The following is a 21802-nucleotide window of genomic DNA, read 5'->3' on the forward strand; positions in this document are numbered from 1 at the left end:
ATTCAGTCCTCTTGCCGGATGTCGCCAGGAGGTGTTCTCCCGCGGCTCGTTGGACAAGACGACATAATCTCATATCCATTAGGCGCGCCTTGTAAAGACGGCTTCTGCCAACTGACTGACACAATCAGCATTATTTTTTGGCGGCCTTTCGGAGTGCAAAGAATATGAGCGCCAGAAGAAACAATGTTTCGTCAATTTTACGCCACAGCAAAAATTATCCCCACAAATCAAAGTTTATGAGCGTGGTTTTTCACAACCACGCCAAAACGCGAAACGGGCCAGCGACATGCCGACCCGTTCTCATTACGCCCCGATACCTGTGATCAGCAGGCATTTTTCCAGATTGCAACCGCCTGCGGCTTTAGCACCGCTTCGCCTAGAACGGGCACCGCACCTTCCGGCAACGGCCAATCTTGAATGCCATAGTTGAAGGCGAAGGTGAGGCTGCCGCGACGGCGTATACGGATGAAATCCGGGACCGGCAGCGTATCAAGTCCGGCCTTTTCCGCGGCAAGCGTCATGACGCTTTCCAACAGCGTCTGATCGGGCCAGCAGGCGAGATAGAGTGTATTGCCCTTTTCCGTCAGCGCCGCATCACCGTTTTCAAACCGGGCAAGTACCGTGGCTGACGCTTCCAGCGTTTCGCGCCACCGACTGCCAGCCCCGGCAACCTTACCGGAAACCGTATCCGACAGGCCGGGCCTCAAGGTCGAGACCTGAATGACGCGGTTGCCCGTCGCGTCTGCGAGCGGACCAGGGGCCAGGTTTTCCGGGATGACGAAATTGCGATCCCGCGAGCCGCTTCGTGCGCCGATCAGCACGGTGCCCGAAGCATTTTCCAGCGCAGAGCGGGCGGCCTCATCCACTTCCGTCATGCAGGGCACAACGACTAGCGCATAGCCTTCCAGCGAAGCGCCGGGACGCACGAAATCGACGTTGAGCCCCAGACGGCGCAGCCCCTCATACCAGCGGAAGCAGAGTTCCTCATAGCGGAAATCACGGCCCTGCGGCTGGATCGCCGTCATCCAGTGGCTCTGGTAATCGAAGACAAGCGCAACAGAGGACTGCTGCGTGTCCGGCAAGCCACCCAGCACGGCAAGTTCCTGCGCCACCTGCCGCGCCTCAAGTCCGCCCGGCGAAAGCTCATCAAGCCCTGCCATGTTGAGACCGGCATGCATCTGCTCCTGCGCAAACGTCGCCTGCCGCCAGCGGAAATAACTCACCACCTCGGCGCCATGGGCCAGCGCTTCGAAGGTCCAGAGCCGCACCATGCCAGGCTTCGGCACCGGGTTCCACGGCGCCCAGTTGACCGGCCCCGGCTGCTGTTCCATTACCCAGAAACGGCCCTTGCCGACGGCGCGGTAAAGATCGTGGTGATAGGGCGCGATATCCGGATGCGATGTCTGCGCCCAGCGATTGCGCTCTTCCTCTGAGAAGGGAAACTTCTCGACAAAGCCGATCGGATAACTATCCCAGGAGGCCAGATCGAGATTATCACCCACCTTGAAATGATCGAAATCCGAGATGAAGCCCATGAAGTTATGAGTGACCCAACGCTCAGGCGAATGCTTGCGGATGATATCGCACTGCATTTTGTCATAGGCCGCCACCTGCTCGGAATGGAAGCGCCAGAAATCCAGCCGCGTTGCCGGATTGGCTTCCGTCACCGTCAGGTTCGGCAGCGTCACCTCGTCAAAGCTGTTCACCTCCATCGACCAGAAGACGCTGCCCCAGGCCTCGTTCAACTGATCGGTGGACTGGTAGCGCAGGCGCAGCCAGCGTTTGAAGCTCTTCAGATCCTCCGGCCCCCAGGACACGGTGGTATCGTGACAACCGTATTCATTGTCCGTCTGCCAGCCGACAAGCCCCGGATGATGGCCGTAGCGCTTGGCGATGATCTCGACAATGCGCGCGCTTTCACGCCACCAGGTCTCGGATGAAAACGTGTAGTGACGACGCGAACCAAAACCGCGCGGACGACCCTGCACATCATAAGGGATGATATCCGGGCACTCATCCACCAGCCATTTCGGCGGCGTGGCAGTCGGCGTGCCCAGCACGATCTTCAACCCGGCATTCGCCAAAATATCCATGGCCCGGTCCAGCCAGGAAAAATCAAAGCTATCCCGGCGCGGCTCCAGCCGCGACCAGGCAAATTCTCCGATCCGCACGAAGGATATGCCGAGCTCGCGCATACGCCGCGCATCGGTTTCCCACCGGCTTTCGTCCCAGTGTTCCGGATAGTAGCATACGCCCAACATTATCGTGTCAGATCCCCATTGATGACGGCCGTGCCGTCAGTGTTGAACAAATGGCAGGCCTTGGCATTGATGCCGAGCGTGATCGTGTCACCCGGACGCTGGCTGGCCAGACCATCGGCCTTCACCGCCATTTCCGACCCGTCGGCAAGCGTGACGAAAAACAGCGTTTCGGAACCGAGATATTCGGCAAGCTTGACCGTGGCCTGGATCTGCGCATCGCCCTTGCCTTTGGCATCCACATGCTCGGGGCGAAGGCCAAAGGTCATCTCGCCGCCGGCAATGGTCGTGGCCCCGGCATCGAGAACAACCGTTGCGCCGGGAAGAGAAACAACTGCCTTACCACCCTCGCCGGCCGTGACGTTGACGGTGAGGAAATTCATCTTCGGCGACCCGATGAAGCCGGCGACGAACAGGTTGTTCGGGCGGTGATAGAGCTCTAGCGGCGAGCCGACCTGTTCGATCTTGCCGGCTGATAGCACGACGATCTTGTCCGCCATGGTCATGGCTTCCACCTGGTCATGGGTGACGTAGATCATCGTCGCCTTCAAATCCTGGTGTAGCTTGGACAATTCGGTGCGCATCTGCACGCGAAGGGCCGCATCCAGGTTCGACAGCGGCTCGTCAAACAGGAAGACTTGCGGATTGCGCACGATGGCGCGACCGATGGCGACGCGCTGGCGCTGGCCACCGGAGAGCTGGCCGGGCTTGCGTTGAAGAAGCGGTTCCAACTGCAACAGCTTGGCGGCCGCCGCCGTACGCTCGGCAATCATCGCCTTGGAATGACCGGTCATCTTCAGGCCGAAGCCAATGTTTTCAGCGACCGTCATATGCGGGTAAAGCGCATAGGACTGGAACACCATGGCGACACCTCGCTCGGAAGGGCCGACGCTGGTCATGTCCTTGCCGCCGATGGAAAGCGCCCCGGAGGTAATGTCTTCAAGACCGGCGATCATGCGCAAAAGCGTGGACTTGCCGCAGCCGGACGGCCCGACGAAAACGCAGAACTCACCATCCTTCACGTCGAGATCGACGCCCTTGATGACGCTCAAGGCGCCGAACTGTTTCTTGACGTCGCGAAGGCTCACGTCAGCCATGGGTCTTGCCTCCCTTTGAAGGAATAAGTTCAAGCAGCAATGCGCTTTCAGGCCGCAGCATCGGCAGCGGCAGGCCGGAAAGCCCCGCCACAGCCAAATCAAAGCTGATCTCGCCCGAAAGAAGCGCCTTCTGCCCTTCGGAAATACGGATAAACTCCGGTTCTGCCGGAAGCATCTGCGCGATTGCCCAGCGCCCACCAAGCTGTGTGACGCTGTCGGGCAATTTCAGTGATGCGGGCTGTTCACCGACCATCTGCGGCCCCTGCGCCACGATCATGACGATCTTCTCGTCGCTTGCCGCTCCCCAGACATAGCGTCCGTCGAGCGGCTCCATGCGAAAGCTCGCGCCCGACGCATGCAAGAGACTGCGTAGCCGCTTGTAGGTCTCGATATAGACGTTGAGCTCGGCGCGCTCCTCGTCCGTCAGTTCCAGCGGGTTAAGCTCGACACCCAGATGATAGGCCATCGCCACCAGCGCCCGGAAGGACAGGCTATGGCGCCGACCCGTCTGGTGGTTGGGCGATGCGGAAATATGGGAGCCCAGAATTTCCGGCGGCACGAAAATGGAGGCACCGCGCTGGATTTCCAGGCGCTCCAGCGCATCCGTGCAGTCGGATGTCCAGACACGATGCGTGCGCGATAGCACGCCGTAATCGATACGCCCGCCACCCGAGGCACAGCTTTCGATCTCGACATCCGGATGGAAAGCGCGGATGCGATCCATCAGCGCATAGACGGCGCGTGTCTGCGCAGCGATCTTTGCCTTGCCATCGCGACCACCGGCATGCGTCAGGTCGCGGTTCATGTCCCATTTGATGTAGGATACGGCATGATTTTGCAGGACGGCGTGCATCTTGTCGAACAGATAGTCTGATACGTCCTTGCGTGTCAGATCCAGAACCAGCTGCGTGCGCGATTGCAGGATGGGCCGGCCGGCAATGGTCAGCGCCCAATCGGGATGTGCTTCGTAAAGCGCAGAGACGGGATTGACCATTTCCGGCTCGAACCAGATGCCGAACTGCATGCCAAGCCCGGTCACATGATCCACCAGCGGCTTCAACCCGTCGGGATATTTGCGCGGATCGATATCCCAGTCGCCAAGGCTCGTCGTGTCATCGTCGCGTTTGCCGAACCAGCCATCATCGAGCACGAAACGCTCGATGCCGAGTTCGGCCGCAGCCGTCGCCTGGTCCTTCAGCGAGACCATGCGATGGTCAAAGTAATTGCCTTCCCAAGTGTTCAGCGTCACCGGACGCGGGCTCATGGTGCCACCCGGCCAGGTCATCAACTCCTCGCGCACGAAGGCGTGGAAATCTTCCGTGTCGGCACCGGCATAGGCAATCGGGCTCTGATAGCTTTCGCCCGGCGCCAGGATCATCTCGCCGGGCTCAAAAAGCTCGCCCAGATGTACCAGCCGCTGGCCGTCATCGGTGCGGTCGATCACCATCTGATGATTGCCGCTGAAACCGAGCGTCACGCCAAACAGCTGGGTTTCGCTTTCGACAAAGAGCATCGGAAAACGGTCATGCGAGGTGCGGCCACGCCGGCTTTCCTGGGTCCAGGTGCCATTGCCCAGAAGCTCGCGCCGCGTCTGGAATTCACGGCCCCAGATGCCGGTAAAGCTCATCACCTGCACATCGCCGGCGGGTGCGAGAAAGGTTGCGGCCATGCAGCGGTCGAGCTGGTAATCCGCTTCACCCGTATTGGTGAGCGTCGTCGCCATGGAGATGAGACCGGACGCATGCGCTGTGAGCGCAATCGAAAGGCCAAGCTTTGCCACCGCGTCCGTTGCGGAAAGAACGGTGCGATTCCCCTCGCGCAAAACGGTCCAGCCGCCGAACTGGGCGACGAAATCCCGGCCGTTTCGATGTCCGGCAATTGCCGGCCAGCCAAAGAAACCCATGCCGCCGGTCGGCAGCAGAGCGGCAGACGGCACGGCCACATCCATGCCGTTGACACGGCTTGAACGCTCGATTTCAAACAGCGGATCGGCTTCGACCGGTTCGCGGCCGAAGGACAGGATTTCCGGCATTCCAAGCGCGGGCAATCGCAGGCAAAGCGAAAGCTGGCCTGAATCAATGGTGATAATCTCGCTCATCCCTTGGTCGCTCCAAGCGTCAGGCCGGCAATGAAATGCCGTTGCATCAGGAAAAACATGGCAACCGGCGGCAATGCCGCGACGATCGAGCCGGCGGAAACCAGGTGCCAGGCGGCAACCCATTGGCCGTTCAGCGAATTGAGGCCCGCCGTCACCGGCATGGCGTGCTGGCCCTGCACCAGCACGGTTGCCCAGAAATAGTCGTTCCAGACAAAGGTGAAGATGAGTACGGAGAGCGCGGCAATGGCCGGACGCATCAACGGCAGCACGATATAGCGGAAGATCCGCCATTCCGACACGCCTTCGACACGGGCAGATTCAATCAGCGCAAATGGCAGGCCCTTGATGAAATTGCGCATGAACAGCGTGCAGAAACCGGTCTGGAAGGCGACATGGAACAGCACGAGCCCCATGGTCGTATCGTAGAGCCCCAGTTTCAGCGTCAGGTCACGCACCGGCACCATGAGGATCTGGAAGGGTATGAAATTGCCGGCGACGAACATGAAGAACAGGATCAGGTTGCCCTTGAACTTGTAGACGGCGAGCGCAAAGCCGGTAAGGCAGGAGAGCGCCACGGCACCGATCACCGTCGGGATCGTCACCTTGAACGAGTTGAGGATGTAGAGGCCGATCGGCGAATCCCGGAAGACGGCCGTATAGTTCTCGACGCCGGCAAAGCCGGAGGGAATGCCGAAATAATTGCCGGCAGCCAGATCGCCTGCCGGGCGCACGGAGGTAACGGCAACGCCGATCAACGGCAGGAGCCACAGAAACAGTGCCAGCGGCAGAAGTAGCTTGTAACCTGCCTGAACAAAGGGCGATGCCTTCTGGATGGGTGTCGGGAACATCAGGCGTTCCTTTCCTGCGAGAGCATGCGCACGATGAACAGCGTGATGAAGATCATCATAATGAGGAAGAGGATGACGGCAATCGCCGCGCCATAGCCCATGCGGTATCCGTATTCGGACAGCGCCTGCTCATACATGAAGTAGGAGAGAACCTGGCTTGTGCCATAGGGACCGCCGGCGGTCATCACCGATACGAGATCGAAGGACCGCAGCGAACCGATGACCGTGACCACCATGGCGATGAAGGTGGCAGGCGCCAGCTGCGGCAGAACCACGAACCAGAGAAGCTTTGCCCCCTTGGCACCATCCATGCGGGCCGCCTCCACCTGCTCGGGATTGATGTTGTTGAGACCCGTCAGATAGAGGATCATGCAATAGGCAGTCTGCGGCCAGAGACCGGCTGCAATAATGCCATAGGTGACATAGCGTTCATCGGCGAGCACGGCGACTTCTTCGCCGGTCAGCCATTTGAGCAGTTGCGAGAACAGCCCGAAATCCGGAGCGTAGAACCAGGTGAACATCAGCCCGACAACGACCTGGCTGATGACGAAGGGAAAGAAGAACAGCGACTTGTAGAGCCTTATGCCGGTGACCGTCTGGTTGAGGAAGAGCGCCACCGCAAGCCCCGCCGGGATCGACAGGAGATAGAGCACCAGCCAGATGATGTTGTTCTTCAGCGAGGTGTAGAAGTCTTCATCATCGATAAGCTCGACATAATTGCCAAGCCCGATCCAGACCTTTTCGCCCAGACCGTCCCAGTCATGGAAACTGATCCAGATGGATTGGAAGATGGGCACCAGCACATAGATAACAAACATCAGAAGGCCCGGCGCCAGAAACAGCCAGGGCGCAAGCTTCTGCTGGTTCTTCTTCCAGAAGCCGGGCGCGGAAGAGACGGCCTGGGTCACGGCAACACCTCGGGATATTTCAAAGGACGGGGGAATACCGGGCGCCGGCTCCTGATTGGAGACACGGCACCCGGCACTGGGAGGATGGGTTATTTGTAGACGCGAGCCTGGACCTTATCGAGGCGCGCAAGAATGGCATCGAGCTTGTCTGGCTTGACCATGAATTCCTGGAAGCTTTCCATGCCGGCCTTTGCCATATCGGCCGGTGCATCACGGTCATAGAACTGAGCGAGCGCATAGGCATTGGACAGCATTTCAAAACCTGCCGCCAGGAACGGATCGTTGGACTTGGTTGCCTTGTTGTTGATCGGCAACTGGCCAAGCGTCGCATTCATCTTGGTCTGCGTTTCCGGTAGGGCCAGATAGGCCAGGAACTTGCGGGCATCCGCCTTGTTCTTGGCGCCGGAGGGGATGTGGAAGGATTCGGTCGGCGCGTCTTCCGCCATCGGAATGCCGGGGGTAATCGTCGGGAATTGCAGGAAACCGATCTGCTCTTCCTTCAGGCCGCCGTCCTTCATCGTGGCAACCGCGAAATTGCCCATCAGATACATGGCAGCCTTGCCCTGCACCATCTGCGGCACTGCATCCTGCCAGTCGATGGCGGCGTGGTTGGCGTTGAAATAGCCCGGCTTGACAAGCTCGCCCCACTTTTCAAACACGGCCTTCACGCGTGGATCGGTGTAGGGAACCTTGCCCGCTGTCAGGTCCATGTGAAACTCATAGCCGTTGACGCGCAGGTTCAGATAATCGAACCAGCCACCGGTCGGCCACAGGGCCTTGGTGCCGATGGTAAACGGCGTTATGCCGGCAGCCTTCAACTTTTCGCAGGCAGCGAGCAGTTCCGCCCAGGTCTTCGGCGGGGTGATGTTCTTCTCGGCAAAGATGTCCTTGCGGTAGTAGATACCCCATTGATAGGTCGAGTAAGGGATGCCCCACTTCTTGCCGTCGATTTCCATCGATTTGGTGGCGGACTTCAGCTGATTGTTGAGATCACCCTGGGCCCACAGGTCGCTCACGTCTTCAAACAAGCCGGCCTTGACGAAGGGCGCCATGCGGTTGCCGGAATACCAGGACACGACATCCGGAGCGTCCGCCGTCAGGAAGTTGCGGATGGCGGATTTGTAGCCTTCATGGTCAAAATTGTTCCATTTGACCTTGATATCCGGATTGGCCTTTTGGAAATCAGCGATCAGCTGTTCCATGGCCTTTTTCGGCGCCGGATCGGACTGGTCGGAATTGATAACCAGTTCGCCGGCTGCGGCGGACCCAAGCGTCAGAGCATAGACAAGGCCAAGGCCAGTCAGATATTTCAGAGACTTCATAGCTTCCTCCCAAAATAGCCATTGCGATCCTGCATTGAAGATCGGTGCACTGCGCCCGCCTCTCCCGCAAACGCCGCTTGACAGTGATGGAGAAAGCCGCAACTTTCCTCCGCATTTCCATAAGAAAATTCCGGTATCCTAAGCTTCGATAGGGGATTGCATTTGGCTCACCGTTCCTTGGCCATCAATCATCTGGGTGCAACGCCCGTTCACCCGCATCACGACCCGGCGCATCCGCTTGTCGTGTTCGGCGATCACCAATTCTGTGCGGGCAAGATCATGGAAGTGCAGCGTATGGCCGGCCCGCATATGCACAGCCAGATCGAGCTGAACTTCGTCCTGAAAGGCAAGATGACCTACTGGTTCGATGGGCGCGAACTGACGGTGGATGAGGACCGGCTCTGCCTGTTCTGGGGCATGATCCCGCACCAGGTGATAGATAGAGACGAAGGTACGCAGTTCATCTGCCTTTACGTTCCGATGTCGGTGTTTCTCGGCTTTGCCAGTCTCAGCCGTTTCCGCGATGCGGTGTTTCGCGGCGCCGTCATCGAAGCGCTCGACATTCGCGGCTGGGACCGCGAGGTGTTCCAGCGCTGGCGCGAGGAGCTTCTGTCCGGCGATCCGGAAGCTGCCGAAATCGTGCGCGCGGAACTGACGGCGCGCGTCATGCGCATCGAGCGCGAAGGCTGGCGGGATCTGCGGCAACAGGGGGCAGCCCTTATCAGCAATGGCAAGCGCGACGCCGACTGGGTGGTGCATGTGGAAAAGATGCTGCGCTTCATCGGTGAAGGGGCGCTGACACAGATCTCGGCCGACGATGTGGGCCGTGCGGCCGGTCTGCATCCCAACTATGCCATGACATTGTTTCGCAAGGCCGTTGGCATGACGATCAACCAGGCGATCGTGCGCCACCGGCTGGATACCGCGCAATCCTTGTTGATCGCCACCGATCTACCGATCACCGAGGTGGCTTACGAATCCGGCTTCGGTTCGCTTTCCACCTTCTATGACGCCTTTCAGAAGCGCTTCAAGGAAAAGCCGGTGCAATATCGCCGGCGCATGCGTCCCGCAAGCGCAGCTGCGGCATGAACCGATGAAGTTTCTGCGATTAAACCGTATTTCCTGGCAGCAGGCCTTGCATTCCTTGGAAAAAGGCAATTCGCTAGCCGAACGCTAATCATTGCTGGATAGAGTGCCGCTATCCGGGGAAGCTCATGATGCAAAATGGACTGTGATCGATTTCAGGTGAAGATCTGGGGAGCCAGGGGCAGCATTCCCGTGGCCGGCCAGGACTTTCTCAAATATGGCGGCAACACCCCATGCGTCGAGGTGCGGTGCGGCGACTACAAGCTGATCTTCGATGCCGGTTCCGGCATTCGCGAGGCAGGGCTTGATATGCTGGCGGACGAGACCCGCCAAATCGATGTGTTCTTCTCGCATTGCCATTATGACCACATCATCGGCCTGCCCTTCTTCAGACCGCTTTATAGCCCCTCCATCGTCGTGAATGTCTGGTCCGGCCATATGGCCGGCATCATGACGACGGCGGAAATGATCAAGCAATTCGTCAGCCCGCCTTATTTTCCGGTGAAGCTCGACATCTGCAAGGCCTCGCTCAACTTCCGTGATTTTCGCGCCGGAGACGTGCTGTCGCCACGTCCCGGCATTTCCATTCGCACCTTCACCCTCAATCATCCCGGCGGCTGCATCGGCTACCGCATCGAATGGGGGGCCAAGGCGGTGGCGCTTGTGTTTGATATCGAACACCAGCCGGGCATTCTCGATCCAACCGCACTCGAACTGATGGCGGATGCCGATCTTGCCATCTACGATTCGGCCTTCACGGAATCGGAAATGGACCGCTATCGGGGCTTTGGCCATTCCACCTGGGAACAGGGCGTGAAGCTGGCCAAGCAGGCGAAGACGAAGAAGCTGATGCTGTTCCACCACGCCCCCTCGCGCACCGATGCCGAGATGGCGCTGATCGAGCGGCTGGCACAGGAAGAATTTCCGGCCACGCTAGCAGCGCGCGACGGCATGTTGCTCGACATCTAAAAGCTGCAAGGATCTGGTCGATCCGCGAAACGTGATGAGCCAGAGCCCAGGGACTGGCACCATATGCCGGAACGGTGATTTACACCGCAAATCAAAACTGCCATTCACTGAAGCCGAGGAACAGGCTGCGAGGCTCTACATCCATGGCGGCTGACGTCAAAGACCGCATTTTTTCCGAGCGCCGCATCCGGCGCGCCCGCCTTGTTTCCGGTCTGGTGATCTTCCTCTTCATGATCACCCATCTGAGCAATCATGCCTTCGGGCTGATCTCCGTCAGCGCTGCCGACGAGGCGCGCCGCTGGCTGCCGTTCATCTGGCATAACCCGGTGGGTACGGTACTGCTTTACGGGTCGTTCCTCGTCCATATCGGGCTGACCCTGCGCTCCATCTACAAGCGCCGAAGCCTCGTGATGCCGAAATCGGAAGCCGCGCAGATCATCCTGGGCCTGGCCGTTCCGCTTCTCATCATTGACCACATCATCGGCACGCGCATTGCTTCCGGCCTATTTGCGTTTCGCAGCAATTACGAAAACATCGTCCACATCATGTGGACGAAATCACCCAGCGACGGCCTGCGCCAGTCGATCGCCATCGTAATCCTATGGGCACATGGCTGTATCGGCATTCATTTCTGGCTGCGCTATCGGCCATGGTATCAGGGACTCACCTCGTGGCTTCTGCCGCTTGCCATCCTGCTACCCATCCTGTCGCTGCTCGGCTTTGCACAAATGGGCCGCACCATCGCCAGCCCAACCTTCCTGCTCAGTGGCTATCCGGGCGGAAATTATGATCCGACGACACTGACCGCCGAGGCCACGCATACCTTGCGGATCATCCAGATCTGCGCCTATTCCGCCTTTGGTCTGGCGGTCGCTATCGTTTTTTTCCTGCGTATCCTGCGATGGATGAAGGAGCGTGCGCATCTCATCACCATCCGCTATCCGAATGGCGAAGCCATCAGCGTGCCGCGCGGCTTTACCGTGCTCGAAGCAAGCCGGATGGCGGGCAAGCCCCATTACTCGGCCTGCGGTGGCAAGGGCCGATGCTCGACCTGTCGTGTGCAGGTGATTGAGGGCGAGGAGACGCTGCCGGCCGCCGAACCGCTGGAACAGCGCACCCTGACCCGCATCAATGCCGGACCCGGCGTGCGGCTTGCCTGCCAGCTGCGGCCAAAGGCGAATGTGATGCTGGTGCCGCTTCTTGTTGCCATGCCGGAAACCGATGTCGATCCGAGCAATTACGAGGCCGTGCCCGGACGCGAACGAGAAATTGCCGTGCTGTTTTGCGATTTGCGCAATTTCACCACGCTGACCGAAACGCGCCTGCCCTTCGATATCGTCTTTCTGCTCAACCGCTATTTCGGCGTCATAGGCCGTGCCGTCGAGGAAAGTGGCGGCCGGATGGACAAGTTCATCGGCGATGGCGCCATGGCCCTGTTCGGTATTTCCGGCTCGACCGAAGATGCCTGTCGGCAGGCCTTGCAGGCGGCAGCGCGCATCCTTGCCGGCATAGACGAGTTGAACCGGCAGTTGGCCAAGGAGCTTTCCACGCCGCTGCGCATCGCCATCGGCATCCATACCGGCCCCGCCGTCGTTGGAACGCTCGGCTATGGTGCAGCACGAAACCTGACGGCTGTCGGCGATACGGTCAATGTCGCAAGCCGGCTTGAAACGGTTGCCAAGGATTTCGATGCAACGCTGGTCATCTCCGCGCCGGTGGCGCGCCTTTCGGGTCTCGACACGTCGGCGTCAAACGCGCGCGATATCGCCATTCGTGGTCGCAGCGAAATGCTTCAGGTCTATATCTTCGACGAAGCCGCCACGGCCACGCTGAACCTTGCAACAGAGGCCGTGCCCGCATAACGGGTCAAACAAGCCTAGGACCGATCGATTTACAATGTTAGGACTGGCGCATGCGTGCCAAAGGCCATGATCCGTTTTACCAGTCGCTCCCCGTCTTCACCCAGTTCGAAGGGGTGGCGGATACGCGCAACTACATGCCCCTGCCGGGGGGCTGGGTGCTGGCGGTGGCCGATGTCATCGGCTCAACCAAGGCCATCGCCGCCGGTCACTACAAAGCCGTCAACATGGCCGGCGCCGCCGTCATCTCGGCGGTTCTCAATGCGGTCGGCACGCAGGATTACCCCTTCATATTCGGTGGTGATGGCGCCATGGTGGCCCTTCCCGCTGCCCATGCAAACAATGCCGCGCAAGCCTTGAGCGATGTGCGTAAATGGACAGCTGGCGAACTTGGTCTAGAGCTTCGCATCGCGCTTGTTCCGGTGGATGATGTCCGGGCGCAAGGGCTGGAGGTTTCCATAGCCCGCTTTGCCGCAAGCCCGCACGCCTCCTACGCCATGTTCAATGGCGGCGGCGCAAGCTGGGCCGAGCAGCAGATGAAAGCCGGCCGCTACGCCATCGATCGGAAAAGTCTGTCCCCGCCCGATCTTACCGGCCTTTCCTGCCGCTGGAGCCCGATCCTGGCGCAAAATGGCGAGATCGTCTCGATCATCGCCAAGCCGACCTCCCCGGACAACATGCAAGCCTTCCGCCGCCTAGTGTCGGAGATCATCTCGATCACGGCCGAACAGAACCGGGCCGGTCACCCGGTTCCCGAACAAGGACCACGGCTTGCCTTTTCCAGAGAAGGGATTGCTGCAGAGGTGGCGGCGACCCCGGCATCTGCCGGTCGCGTCATCCCGTGGTTATCGATTGGTCTTCAGGTGTTTCTCACCTATGTGCTGCACAGACTGAACATCACGCTTGGGCGTTTTGATCCGCGCAGCTATACGCGCGACGTGGCGGCAAACTCCGATTTCCGCAAGTTCGATGACGGGCTGAAGATGACGGTCGATGTTGACGAGGCCCACCGCCTGCGCATTGAGGCCCTGCTTTTGCAGGCTGAAGCTGCTGGCGTGTGCCATTACGGCCTGCACCGGCAGGATAGCGCTTTGGTTACCTGCCTGGTCCTGAGCCCGATGACACGCGACCACATGCATTTCATCGATGGCGCGCATGGCGGCTATGCTCTGGCCGCCAGCCAGCTATCGCACAAACACTCATCCTGACGCCTGTGGCAAATGTGTCTCTCGTTTTCGACACCTGCACCCAATAGGCGAAAATCCTAATCCATGCCATTGTTTGCGGATCATACCGCACCGATCTAAAGCGATACCAGACGCCGACAACCGCATCCGAGTGTTGCAGCGAGCGGGCGCCTCTATCGAACAGGTACACCCATGACGACGAATACTGGAACGGTTTCCGCGCTTTTCATGGACAAGGTCGCCGATTGGCTGACGCGCGCGGCTCTGTCAGGCCGTTCGCTGGAAGATATCGTGCGCGGCTTTTGTGATCGTATTGCCGCCGCCGGTCTTCCCATCGCTCGGGTGCATCTTTCATTTGCCATGCTCCACCCCCTTTATGATGCCCTGGGCTTCACGTGGCGCGCGGCAGACGGCCTGACCGTGGAAGGCTATCGTTACGATGCGGGTAATCCGGACATATTCCTGAAAAGCCCCTATTACAAACTGCTCAGCTCCAACCTGGATTATATGCGCCGGCGCATTCCGGCCGAAGGTCCTGTCGAGTTCCCGGTCTTCGAGGATCTGCGTCGCGAGGGCATCACAGATTATATCAGCTTCATGCAGCCGTTTGGCGACCAATCGGTGCAAGGAATGATGGGTTCCTGGTCCACGGATGCCAAGGACGGTTTCGATGACGAGACGATCGGCGCGCTTCTGCGTATCCAGAACCATCTGGCGGTCGCGGCAAAAATGGCGGTTCTCGACAAGCTCGCCAACAATATGCTGACCACCTATCTTGGCGGCGACGCCGGAAAGCGGGTTTTGAACGGCCAGATCCGCCGCGGCGACGGCGAAACCATCCGCGCGGCACTAGTGATGGGCGATATGCGCCACTCCACCATGCTAGCCGAAAGAGAGGGCCGCCAGACCTATATCGATACGCTGAACGATTTCTTCGATGCGATTGCCACGCCATTCAATCGCAATGGCGGGCAGATCCTCAGTTTCATGGGCGATGGGTTTCTGGCCGTCTACCCGTGCGACCGCCACCGCGAACCATCGCAGCAAGCCTGCCAGGCTGCCATTTCCGCTGTCCGCCAGGCGCAGATCCGGGTTGCCCATCTCAACACCGAGCGGCGAAAAAAACATAAGGCCGTCATCCATTATGGTATCGGCCTGCATGTCGGCAATGTCATGTTCGGCAATGTGGGCTTGCAGGAACGCCTGACCTTTTCGGCTTTCGGATCAGCGGTCAACGAGGTGTCTCGCCTGCAATCGCTCAGCAAGAAATATGATCGCGAAGTGATCGCCACCCAAGCCTTTGCCAATTATTGCGGCGGAGACTGGACGACGCTCGGCCAGGAAAAGCTGCGCGGCGTGCGCCAGAAGGTGACGGTTCTCGAGCCCATGCCTCTGGAAGCGGGAGAGCGAGTGGACGAAGTGGTGGCAGATTTGCGCCGGCATGCGCTGTCGGAAGCCGAGCGGCTGATCCTGCTTCACCGCGATGCCGTCGAGATCGATCCGAAGTCCGGTCCCCGGCCCATGCTGAGCAAGTTTATGCCGTGAACTGGCAACACCCAGCGCGGGCCGGCAATTGCGTTCTCTCCCTCGCTCTCCTGTATAAAGACGGGGGTTCAACCGTCCCTGCACATTGCCAAATCTTGCCAATACAAAGATACTCGCTGGAGAGATCAGGCAGATTATGGCCGAAAAGCCTTCCGGCGTCAGGCAAACTGCATTCGACAGGCGCTCAGTGTAGGTGAAGATGGAAAAAGGCCTGACGCGGTACATCTGGTCCAATACCTACAAGCAGCAGATCTGGATTCTCCTGATCGTCGCAGCCTCGATGGTTCCCTACTTCCTCTCCTTCGACCTGCCCAAGCGGATCGTCAACGGGCCCATCCAGGGAGAGGGCTTCGAGACTGCTGAGGCAACGCAGCGCTTTTTCGCCATTGCCTTCAACCTGCCCTTCATCGGTCCTATCGACTTGTTTTCCGGCTTTGAGCTGAACCGCGTCGAGATGCTGATGGCGCTGAGCACCGTTTTCCTCGGTCTCGTCGTGCTCAACGGCTTGTTCAAATTCTACATCAACACCTACAAGGGTCGCCTCGGCGAACGCATGCTGCGGCGCATCCGCTTCGAACTGGTCGATCGTGTGCTGCGTTTTCCGCCCGTACAGTTCAAGCGCGTCAAATCCGCCGAAATCGCAACAATGATCAAGGACGAGGTAGAACCGCTCGGCGGCTTTACCGGCGATGCCTTCGTCCAGCCGGCGCTTCTGGGCGGACAAGCGCTGACAGCGCTGGTCTTCATCGTCATCCAGAATTTCTGGCTCGGCATGATTGCCGCATCCATCGTCTGCGTGCAGGCCGTCATCATTCCACGCATGCGACGCAGGCTTCTGGAACTGGGGCGCGAGCGCCAGCTGACAGCGCGACAGCTCTCCGGCCGGGTGAGCGAGATCGTCGATGGCATTCACACCATTCATGGCCATGACACGACCAACCTGGAGCGGGCCGACATCGCCTCGCGGCTCGGCATCATCTTCCAGATCCGCTACGACCTGTATCAATGGAAGTTCATGGTGAAATTCATCAACAACTTCCTCGCCCAGGTCACTCCATTTCTGTTCTATGCCATCGGTGGCTATCTGGCGCTGCAGGGACGTCTCGACATCGGCCAGCTGGTGGCTGTCATCGCCGCCTACAAGGATCTGCCCGGCCCTCTCAAGGAGTTGATCGACTGGGATCAGGCTCGCCAGGACGTGCAGATCAAATATGCGCAGGTCGTGGAACAGTTCGACGTGGAAGGGCTTGTCGCGCCTCATGTGCACAGCGTCGTCACAGACCCCGTGCCACGCCTGTCGGAAGCTTTGGTCATCACCAATCTCGTGCTGAGCGATGACAGTGGCGCGCGGCTGCTGCACCGTACCTCGCTGGATGTCCAGCCCGATGAAACGGTGGCCATTCTGGGGCAGAACGGTAGCGGGGGCGAGGCCCTAGCCGAAGCACTGGGCCGTATCCTCTGGCCGGAAGCCGGCCGGATCACGATTGGCGGCAAGGATCTGCTCGATATCCCGGAATCAGTCACGGGCAGGCGGATATCCTTCGTCGCCTCCGACACCTATTTCTTCTCTGGCAGCCTGCGGGATAATCTTCTCTACGGGCTGAAGCACGCGCCCCTGACCCAGGCGCAGTACCAGGGCGAAGATCAGCGCAAGTTCAAGCGCAAGCTTCTGGAAGCGCTCCGCTCAGGAAATCCCGCGCTCGACCTCAACAGCGACTGGATCGACTACGGGTCTGCTGGCGCAAGCGGGCCGGATGATCTCTTGAAGGTGATCCGCCCTGTGCTGGATGCCGTGACCATATCGCAGGACATTTTCGATCTGGCCTTGCGGTCGCAGGTGGATACGGATGCCCACCAGACTCTGACCGATCGTATCGTGGAGGTGCGGCAGGCACTTCGCCGCCGCCTCAGCGAAGAAGACCTCGGCCACATCGTCGCCCCCTTCGAGGCCGATGCCTATAATCGCCAGGCGACGGTTGGTGAAAACCTGCTATTCGGCACGATGAAAAAGCCGATGAATCCGCAGATATTGGCGACCCATCCTTACTTCCGCAGGATTATCAGCGAAACCGGTCTTGGCGCCCATCTTTACGAGATGGGTCTGGAAATTGCCGAAAACGCGGTCGAATTGTTCCGCGACCTGCCACCAGACCATCCCTTTTTCCAGCAGCTGACCTTCATGAGCGCCGATGATATTCCGGCTTACGAAAACCTCCTGCAAAAACTGCAGGGCACGACCATCGACAAGGCATCGGCCAGCGAGCGCAGCGCCATCATTCGCCTCAGCTTTTCCTATATCGAGCCGCGCCATCGCTTCGGCCTTCTGACACAGAAGCTGATGGACGAAATCGTCGAGGCGCGCCGGCAATTCTACGCCAATATTCCAGCGGATCTGTCTGCGGCGATTGAACGCCACGATGCGCAGCGGTTCACCGCATCAACATCGCTGATGGACAATGTCCTGTTTGGCCGTCTCTCGCTTCAGGAAGTCGATACCACGGAGCGCATCCGTGCCATTACCCGCAGCGTGTTTGCCGAACTGGGGCTGGAAGACCATGTTCTCTCCATCGGTCTGGATTTCGAGGTCGGCTCGCAGGGACGACGCCTCACCAATGTACAGCGCCAGAAACTCAACCTGGCACGCGCCCTGTTGAAGCGCTCCGATTACTTCATCTTCAACCGGCCGCTTTCGGCACTCGATCAGCGTGCGCAGGATTTGATCGTGACACATGTCATGCAGGACCTGCACAAGGACGGGCAAAGGCCTGCCATCATCTGGGTACTGCCCAATGCGCATGTCAGCGAATTGTTCGACAGGATTCTAGTGTTCGATAATGGAAACCTTGTCGAAAGCGGCCGATTCGAAGAGCTTGCGACCACAAACGGGATGTTCAAGCAGCTCCTGTCGTAATATCCTGTTTGAAGCCTATAGGGGGTACCACGCTGATGCTATTGAAGGACGAGGTTGAAATGTTGCGGCGTGTGCCGCTTTTCTCCCGCATTGCTCCGGCAAAGCTCAAGCTATTGGCCTTTGCTTCCGAGCGGATGAGCTGTCGCGAGGGACAGAACCTCTTCAGCCAGGGCGATACGGGGGATGCTGCCTATGTCATCCTGTCGGGCACCGCAGATATCGTGGTGAGTTCCGAATCCGGTGAAATCAAGGTTGCAGAACTCGAGAAAAACTCCATTGTCGGCGAGATCGCCATTCTTTGCGATATGTCGCGCACGGCAACGGTGCGGGCAACGTCACAGCTTGAACTGCTCAAGATCAGCAAGGAAAGCTTCCTTGACCTGATGAATGATTTCCCCGACATGGCCGTGGAAATCATGCGGGTGCTTGCCAACCGCCTGAATCATACGACCAGCGAACTGACGGCAGCCCGCAGCAGGGAGCAGCGCGTCAACTCCTGATGCACACGGCAGGCCATGGACATTCGGGCATAAAGTGCATCCTGTTTCTGAATGCAGAACGTAAAACGCCGCGCACGAGAACCGTGCGCGGCGTTTCCATCGGTCGGGCAAAAGGCGGCGGACCCAGCCCGACGTCTGAGCTTACTTGATGAGCGGCAGAAGCTCGCTCACCGATTTCTTGGCATCGCCATAGAACATGCGTGTGTTGTCCTTGAAGAACAGCGGGTTCTCGATACCGGAATAGCCGGTTCCCTGCCCGCGCTTGGAGACGAACACCTGCTTTGCCTTCCACACTTCCAGAACCGGCATGCCGGCAATCGGCGAATTGGGATCTTCCTGCGCCGCCGGATTGACGATGTCATTGGAACCGATGACGATCACCACGTCGGTCTTGGGGAAATCCTCGTTGATCTCGTCCATTTCCAGAACGATATCATAGGGCACCTTGGCTTCGGCCAGCAGCACATTCATGTGGCCGGGCAGGCGTCCGGCGACCGGATGGATGGCAAAGCGCACCTCCTTGCCGGCAGAACGCAGCTTGCGGGTGAGTTCGGATACCGCCTGCTGGGCTTGCGCCACCGCCATGCCATAGCCGGGAACGATAACGACGCTGTCTGCATCGTTGAGTGCATTTGCAACACCATCGGCATCGATGGCGATCTGTTCGCCGGAAATCTCCATGGCAGGCCCCGTTGTGCCGCCAAAGCCGCCGAGAATGACCGAGATAAACGAGCGGTTCATCGCCTTGCACATGATGTAGGAAAGGATTGCCCCGGACGAGCCGACCAGCGCGCCGGTCACGATCAGCAGATCATTTCCCAACGTGAAGCCGATGGCAGCGGCTGCCCAGCCGGAATAGCTGTTGAGCATGGAGACGACCACGGGCATGTCTGCGCCGCCAATGCCCATAATCAGGTGATAGCCGATGAAGAAGGCGAGAAGCGTCATCAGGACCAGCGCCCAGGCGCCGGCGCCATTGGCATAGGCCACCAGAAGGATAATGCTGAGCGCTGCGGCACCGGCATTCAGCAGATGCCCGCCCGGCAGTTTCTTCGCCTTGCCATCCACCTTGCCAGCAAGCTTGCCGAAGGCGATGATCGAGCCGGTGAAGGTGACGGCGCCGATGAAGACGCCGAGGAAGACCTCGACCTTCATGATCGCCAGTTCCACCGGCGTCTTGTGGGCCAGGATCGCCGCAAAACCGGAGAGCGTCGAGCGGGTGGCCTCGTCCATGCCGGCGATGCGCCAGGCTTCGATATGGGTGTTGAAGCCGATGAAGACGGCGGCAAGGCCAACGAAGGAATGCAGGGCCGCCACCAGCTGCGGCATTTCCGTCATCTGCACGCGGGCAGCGACATAGTAGCCGATGACAGAGCCGCCGGCGATCATCACCAGAATAATGAAGCCGTGGCCGACATCCGGGCTCAAAACGGTGGCGAGAACGGCAAGCGCCATGCCGGCAATGCCGTACAAGACGGCGCGCTTGGCGCTTTCCTGGCCCGACAGTCCGCCCAGCGACAGGATGAAGAGAACGGCTGCAGCCACATAGGCTGCCGATACGATACCAAGTGTCATGGTGTTATTCCTTCCCGCCTCAAGACTTCTGGAACATGGCGAGCATGCGCCGTGTCACGAGGAAGCCGCCGACGATGTTGATCGTCGCGATCAGCACCGACAGCGCGGCCAGAATGACCACCAGCCAGTTGCCCGACCCGATCTGCAGCAGAGCGCCGAGGATGACGATGCCGGAGACGGCATTGGTGACGGCCATCAGCGGCGTGTGCAGCGAATGGCTGACATTCCAGATGACCTGGAAGCCGATGAAGCAGGCCAGAACGAAGACGATAAAGTGGCTCATGAAGCTTGCCGGCGCAACGGAGCCGACCAGCAGCAACAACAGCGTGCCGATGGCCAAAAGCCCCACCTGGTTGCGAGTCTGCGTCTTGAAGGCCGCGGTTTCCTGGGCGCGCTTTTCCTGCGGCGTCAGTTCCTTCACCTTTTCCTTGGGCTTGGCAGCCGCAATCGCCTGCACCTTGGGCGGCGGCGGGGGATAGCTGACCGTGCCCTCGAAGGTAACGGTCGCGCCGCGAATGACGTCGTCTTCCATATTATGGACGACGACACCGTCCTTCTTCGGCGTCAGGTCCGTCATCATGTGGCGGATATTCGTCGCATAGAGCGTCGAGGCCTGCGCCGCCATGCGGCTTGGAAAATCCGTATAGCCGACAATGGTAACACCATTGTCCGAGGTGACCTTCTGGTCGGGAACGGTCAGGTCGCAATTGCCGCCGCGTTCGGCTGCCAGATCGACGACGACGGAGCCCGGCTTCATGGCAGCCACCATATCGGCTAGCCAGAGTTTCGGCGCATCACGGCCGGGAATGAGGGCCGTGGTAATGACGATGTCGATATCCGGCGCCAGTTCGCGGAACTTGGCGAGCTGCTTTTCGCGGAATTCCGGCGAAGAGGGCGCCGCATAGCCACCGGTTGCCGCACCATCCTGGGCAGCTTCGAATTCGAGATAAACGAACTGCGCACCCATGCTCTCGATCTGCTCGGACACTTCCGGGCGCACGTCGAAGGCATAGGTGATCGCACCGAGCGAGGTGGCCGTACCGATGGCCGCAAGACCTGCAACGCCAGCGCCAATTACCAGAACCTTGGCGGGCGGCACCTTGCCGGCAGCCGTCACCTGACCGGTGAAGAAGCGGCCGAAATTGCTGCCGGCCTCGATCACCGCCCGGTAGCCGGCGATATTGGCCATGGATGACAGCGCGTCCATCTTCTGGGCGCGCGAAATGCGCGGCACCATGTCCATGGCAATGACGCTGGCACCAGTGCTCGCGGCCTGGTCCAGAAGGTCCTTGTTCTGCGCCGGATAGAAGAAGGAAATAAGCGTCTTGTCCGGCGAAAGCCTAGCGATTTCGCCCGCTTCCGGCGGGCGCACCTTAGCAATCACATCGGCGCCTTCATAAAGCGCTGCTGCCGTCTCCACCACATCCACGCCGACGGCACGATAGGCATCGTCGGAAAATCCCGCTGCCTTGCCGGCGCCCGCTTCCAACAGACAGGTATGTCCGAGCTTTTGCAGTTGAACCGCACTATCCGGCGTCAGCGCCACGCGCGCCTCGCCCAGATATATTTCCTTCGGTGAACCGACCTTCATTCCTCTACCCCACTAACCAATGAGCTTCATGCTTCATCCGGATTTCTT

General features: G+C 59.4%; 15 protein-coding genes. 7 read left to right on the top strand and 8 right to left on the bottom strand.

Annotation, left to right across the window (positions count from 1 at the left end):
- Positions 1–323 precede the first annotated feature (323 nt).
- From E8M77_RS02885 to E8M77_RS02910, 6 genes are all read right to left on the bottom strand, one after another.
- On the bottom strand, positions 324–2261 hold the full coding sequence (locus tag E8M77_RS02885; protein WP_137129098.1) for a beta-galactosidase: 1938 nt from the start codon (positions 2259–2261) through the stop codon (positions 324–326).
- Positions 2261–3355 (bottom strand): sn-glycerol-3-phosphate ABC transporter ATP-binding protein UgpC, encoded by a 1095-nt coding sequence (ugpC, locus tag E8M77_RS02890; protein ID WP_137129099.1) that lies wholly within the window; start codon positions 3353–3355, stop codon positions 2261–2263. The genes E8M77_RS02885 and ugpC overlap by 1 nt, the downstream gene beginning before the upstream one ends.
- A complete protein-coding gene (locus tag E8M77_RS02895; RefSeq protein WP_137129100.1) occupies positions 3348–5453 on the bottom strand; it encodes an alpha-galactosidase in 2106 nt (701 codons plus the stop codon). Before E8M77_RS02895 ends, ugpC begins: the two co-directional genes overlap by 8 nt.
- On the bottom strand, positions 5450–6301 hold the full coding sequence (locus E8M77_RS02900) for a carbohydrate ABC transporter permease (protein ID WP_137129101.1): 852 nt from the start codon (positions 6299–6301) through the stop codon (positions 5450–5452). Before E8M77_RS02900 ends, E8M77_RS02895 begins: the two co-directional genes overlap by 4 nt.
- On the bottom strand, positions 6301–7209 hold the full coding sequence (locus tag E8M77_RS02905) for a sugar ABC transporter permease (protein WP_137129102.1): 909 nt from the start codon (positions 7207–7209) through the stop codon (positions 6301–6303). Before E8M77_RS02905 ends, E8M77_RS02900 begins: the two co-directional genes overlap by 1 nt.
- A gap of 89 nt (positions 7210–7298) precedes the next feature.
- Positions 7299–8531 carry an extracellular solute-binding protein gene (locus E8M77_RS02910; RefSeq protein WP_137129103.1) on the bottom strand — a complete coding sequence of 411 codons (1233 nt, stop codon included), beginning with the start codon at positions 8529–8531 and terminating at the stop codon, positions 7299–7301.
- Between the two features lie 162 nt (positions 8532–8693).
- Here E8M77_RS02910 and E8M77_RS02915 point away from each other — a divergent pair, with 162 nt between their 5' ends.
- The 7 genes from E8M77_RS02915 to E8M77_RS02945 all read left to right on the top strand — a co-directional run bounded on the left by E8M77_RS02915 (position 8694) and on the right by E8M77_RS02945 (position 18588).
- Positions 8694–9620, top strand: a complete 927-nt coding sequence (locus E8M77_RS02915) for a helix-turn-helix domain-containing protein (RefSeq protein WP_137129104.1) — start codon at positions 8694–8696, stop codon at positions 9618–9620.
- 135 nt (positions 9621–9755) lie between these two features.
- Positions 9756–10586: an MBL fold metallo-hydrolase gene (locus E8M77_RS02920; RefSeq protein WP_137129105.1), complete on the top strand. Its 831-nt coding sequence runs from the start codon at positions 9756–9758 to the stop codon at positions 10584–10586.
- Between the two features lie 143 nt (positions 10587–10729).
- On the top strand, positions 10730–12448 hold the full coding sequence (locus E8M77_RS02925; protein ID WP_137129106.1) for an adenylate/guanylate cyclase domain-containing protein: 1719 nt from the start codon (positions 10730–10732) through the stop codon (positions 12446–12448).
- A gap of 50 nt (positions 12449–12498) precedes the next feature.
- Positions 12499–13653, top strand: coding sequence for a DUF3095 domain-containing protein (locus E8M77_RS02930; RefSeq protein ID WP_137129107.1), 1155 nt, complete (start codon positions 12499–12501; stop codon positions 13651–13653).
- A gap of 171 nt (positions 13654–13824) precedes the next feature.
- Positions 13825–15177: an adenylate/guanylate cyclase domain-containing protein gene (locus E8M77_RS02935; protein ID WP_137129108.1), complete on the top strand. Its 1353-nt coding sequence runs from the start codon at positions 13825–13827 to the stop codon at positions 15175–15177.
- A 199-nt stretch (positions 15178–15376) separates the two neighbouring features.
- Positions 15377–18088 carry an ABC transporter ATP-binding protein gene (locus E8M77_RS02940; protein WP_137129190.1) on the top strand — a complete coding sequence of 904 codons (2712 nt, stop codon included), beginning with the start codon at positions 15377–15379 and terminating at the stop codon, positions 18086–18088.
- Between the two features lie 35 nt (positions 18089–18123).
- Positions 18124–18588, top strand: a complete 465-nt coding sequence (locus tag E8M77_RS02945) for a cyclic nucleotide-binding domain-containing protein (protein ID WP_137129109.1) — start codon at positions 18124–18126, stop codon at positions 18586–18588.
- A gap of 141 nt (positions 18589–18729) precedes the next feature.
- Here E8M77_RS02945 and E8M77_RS02950 read toward each other — a convergent pair whose 3' ends face one another.
- Positions 18730–20163 carry an NAD(P)(+) transhydrogenase (Re/Si-specific) subunit beta gene (locus E8M77_RS02950; protein ID WP_137129110.1) on the bottom strand — a complete coding sequence of 478 codons (1434 nt, stop codon included), beginning with the start codon at positions 20161–20163 and terminating at the stop codon, positions 18730–18732.
- Positions 20164–20182: 19 nt separating this feature from the next.
- Complete coding sequence (locus E8M77_RS02955; protein ID WP_137129111.1) at positions 20183–21754, bottom strand: Re/Si-specific NAD(P)(+) transhydrogenase subunit alpha; 1572 nt, start codon at positions 21752–21754, stop codon at positions 20183–20185.
- Positions 21755–21802: the final 48 nt, after the last annotated feature.

The organism is Rhizobium sp. FY34, from assembly GCF_005222845.1.
Lineage (GTDB): Bacteria > Pseudomonadota > Alphaproteobacteria > Rhizobiales > Rhizobiaceae > Neorhizobium.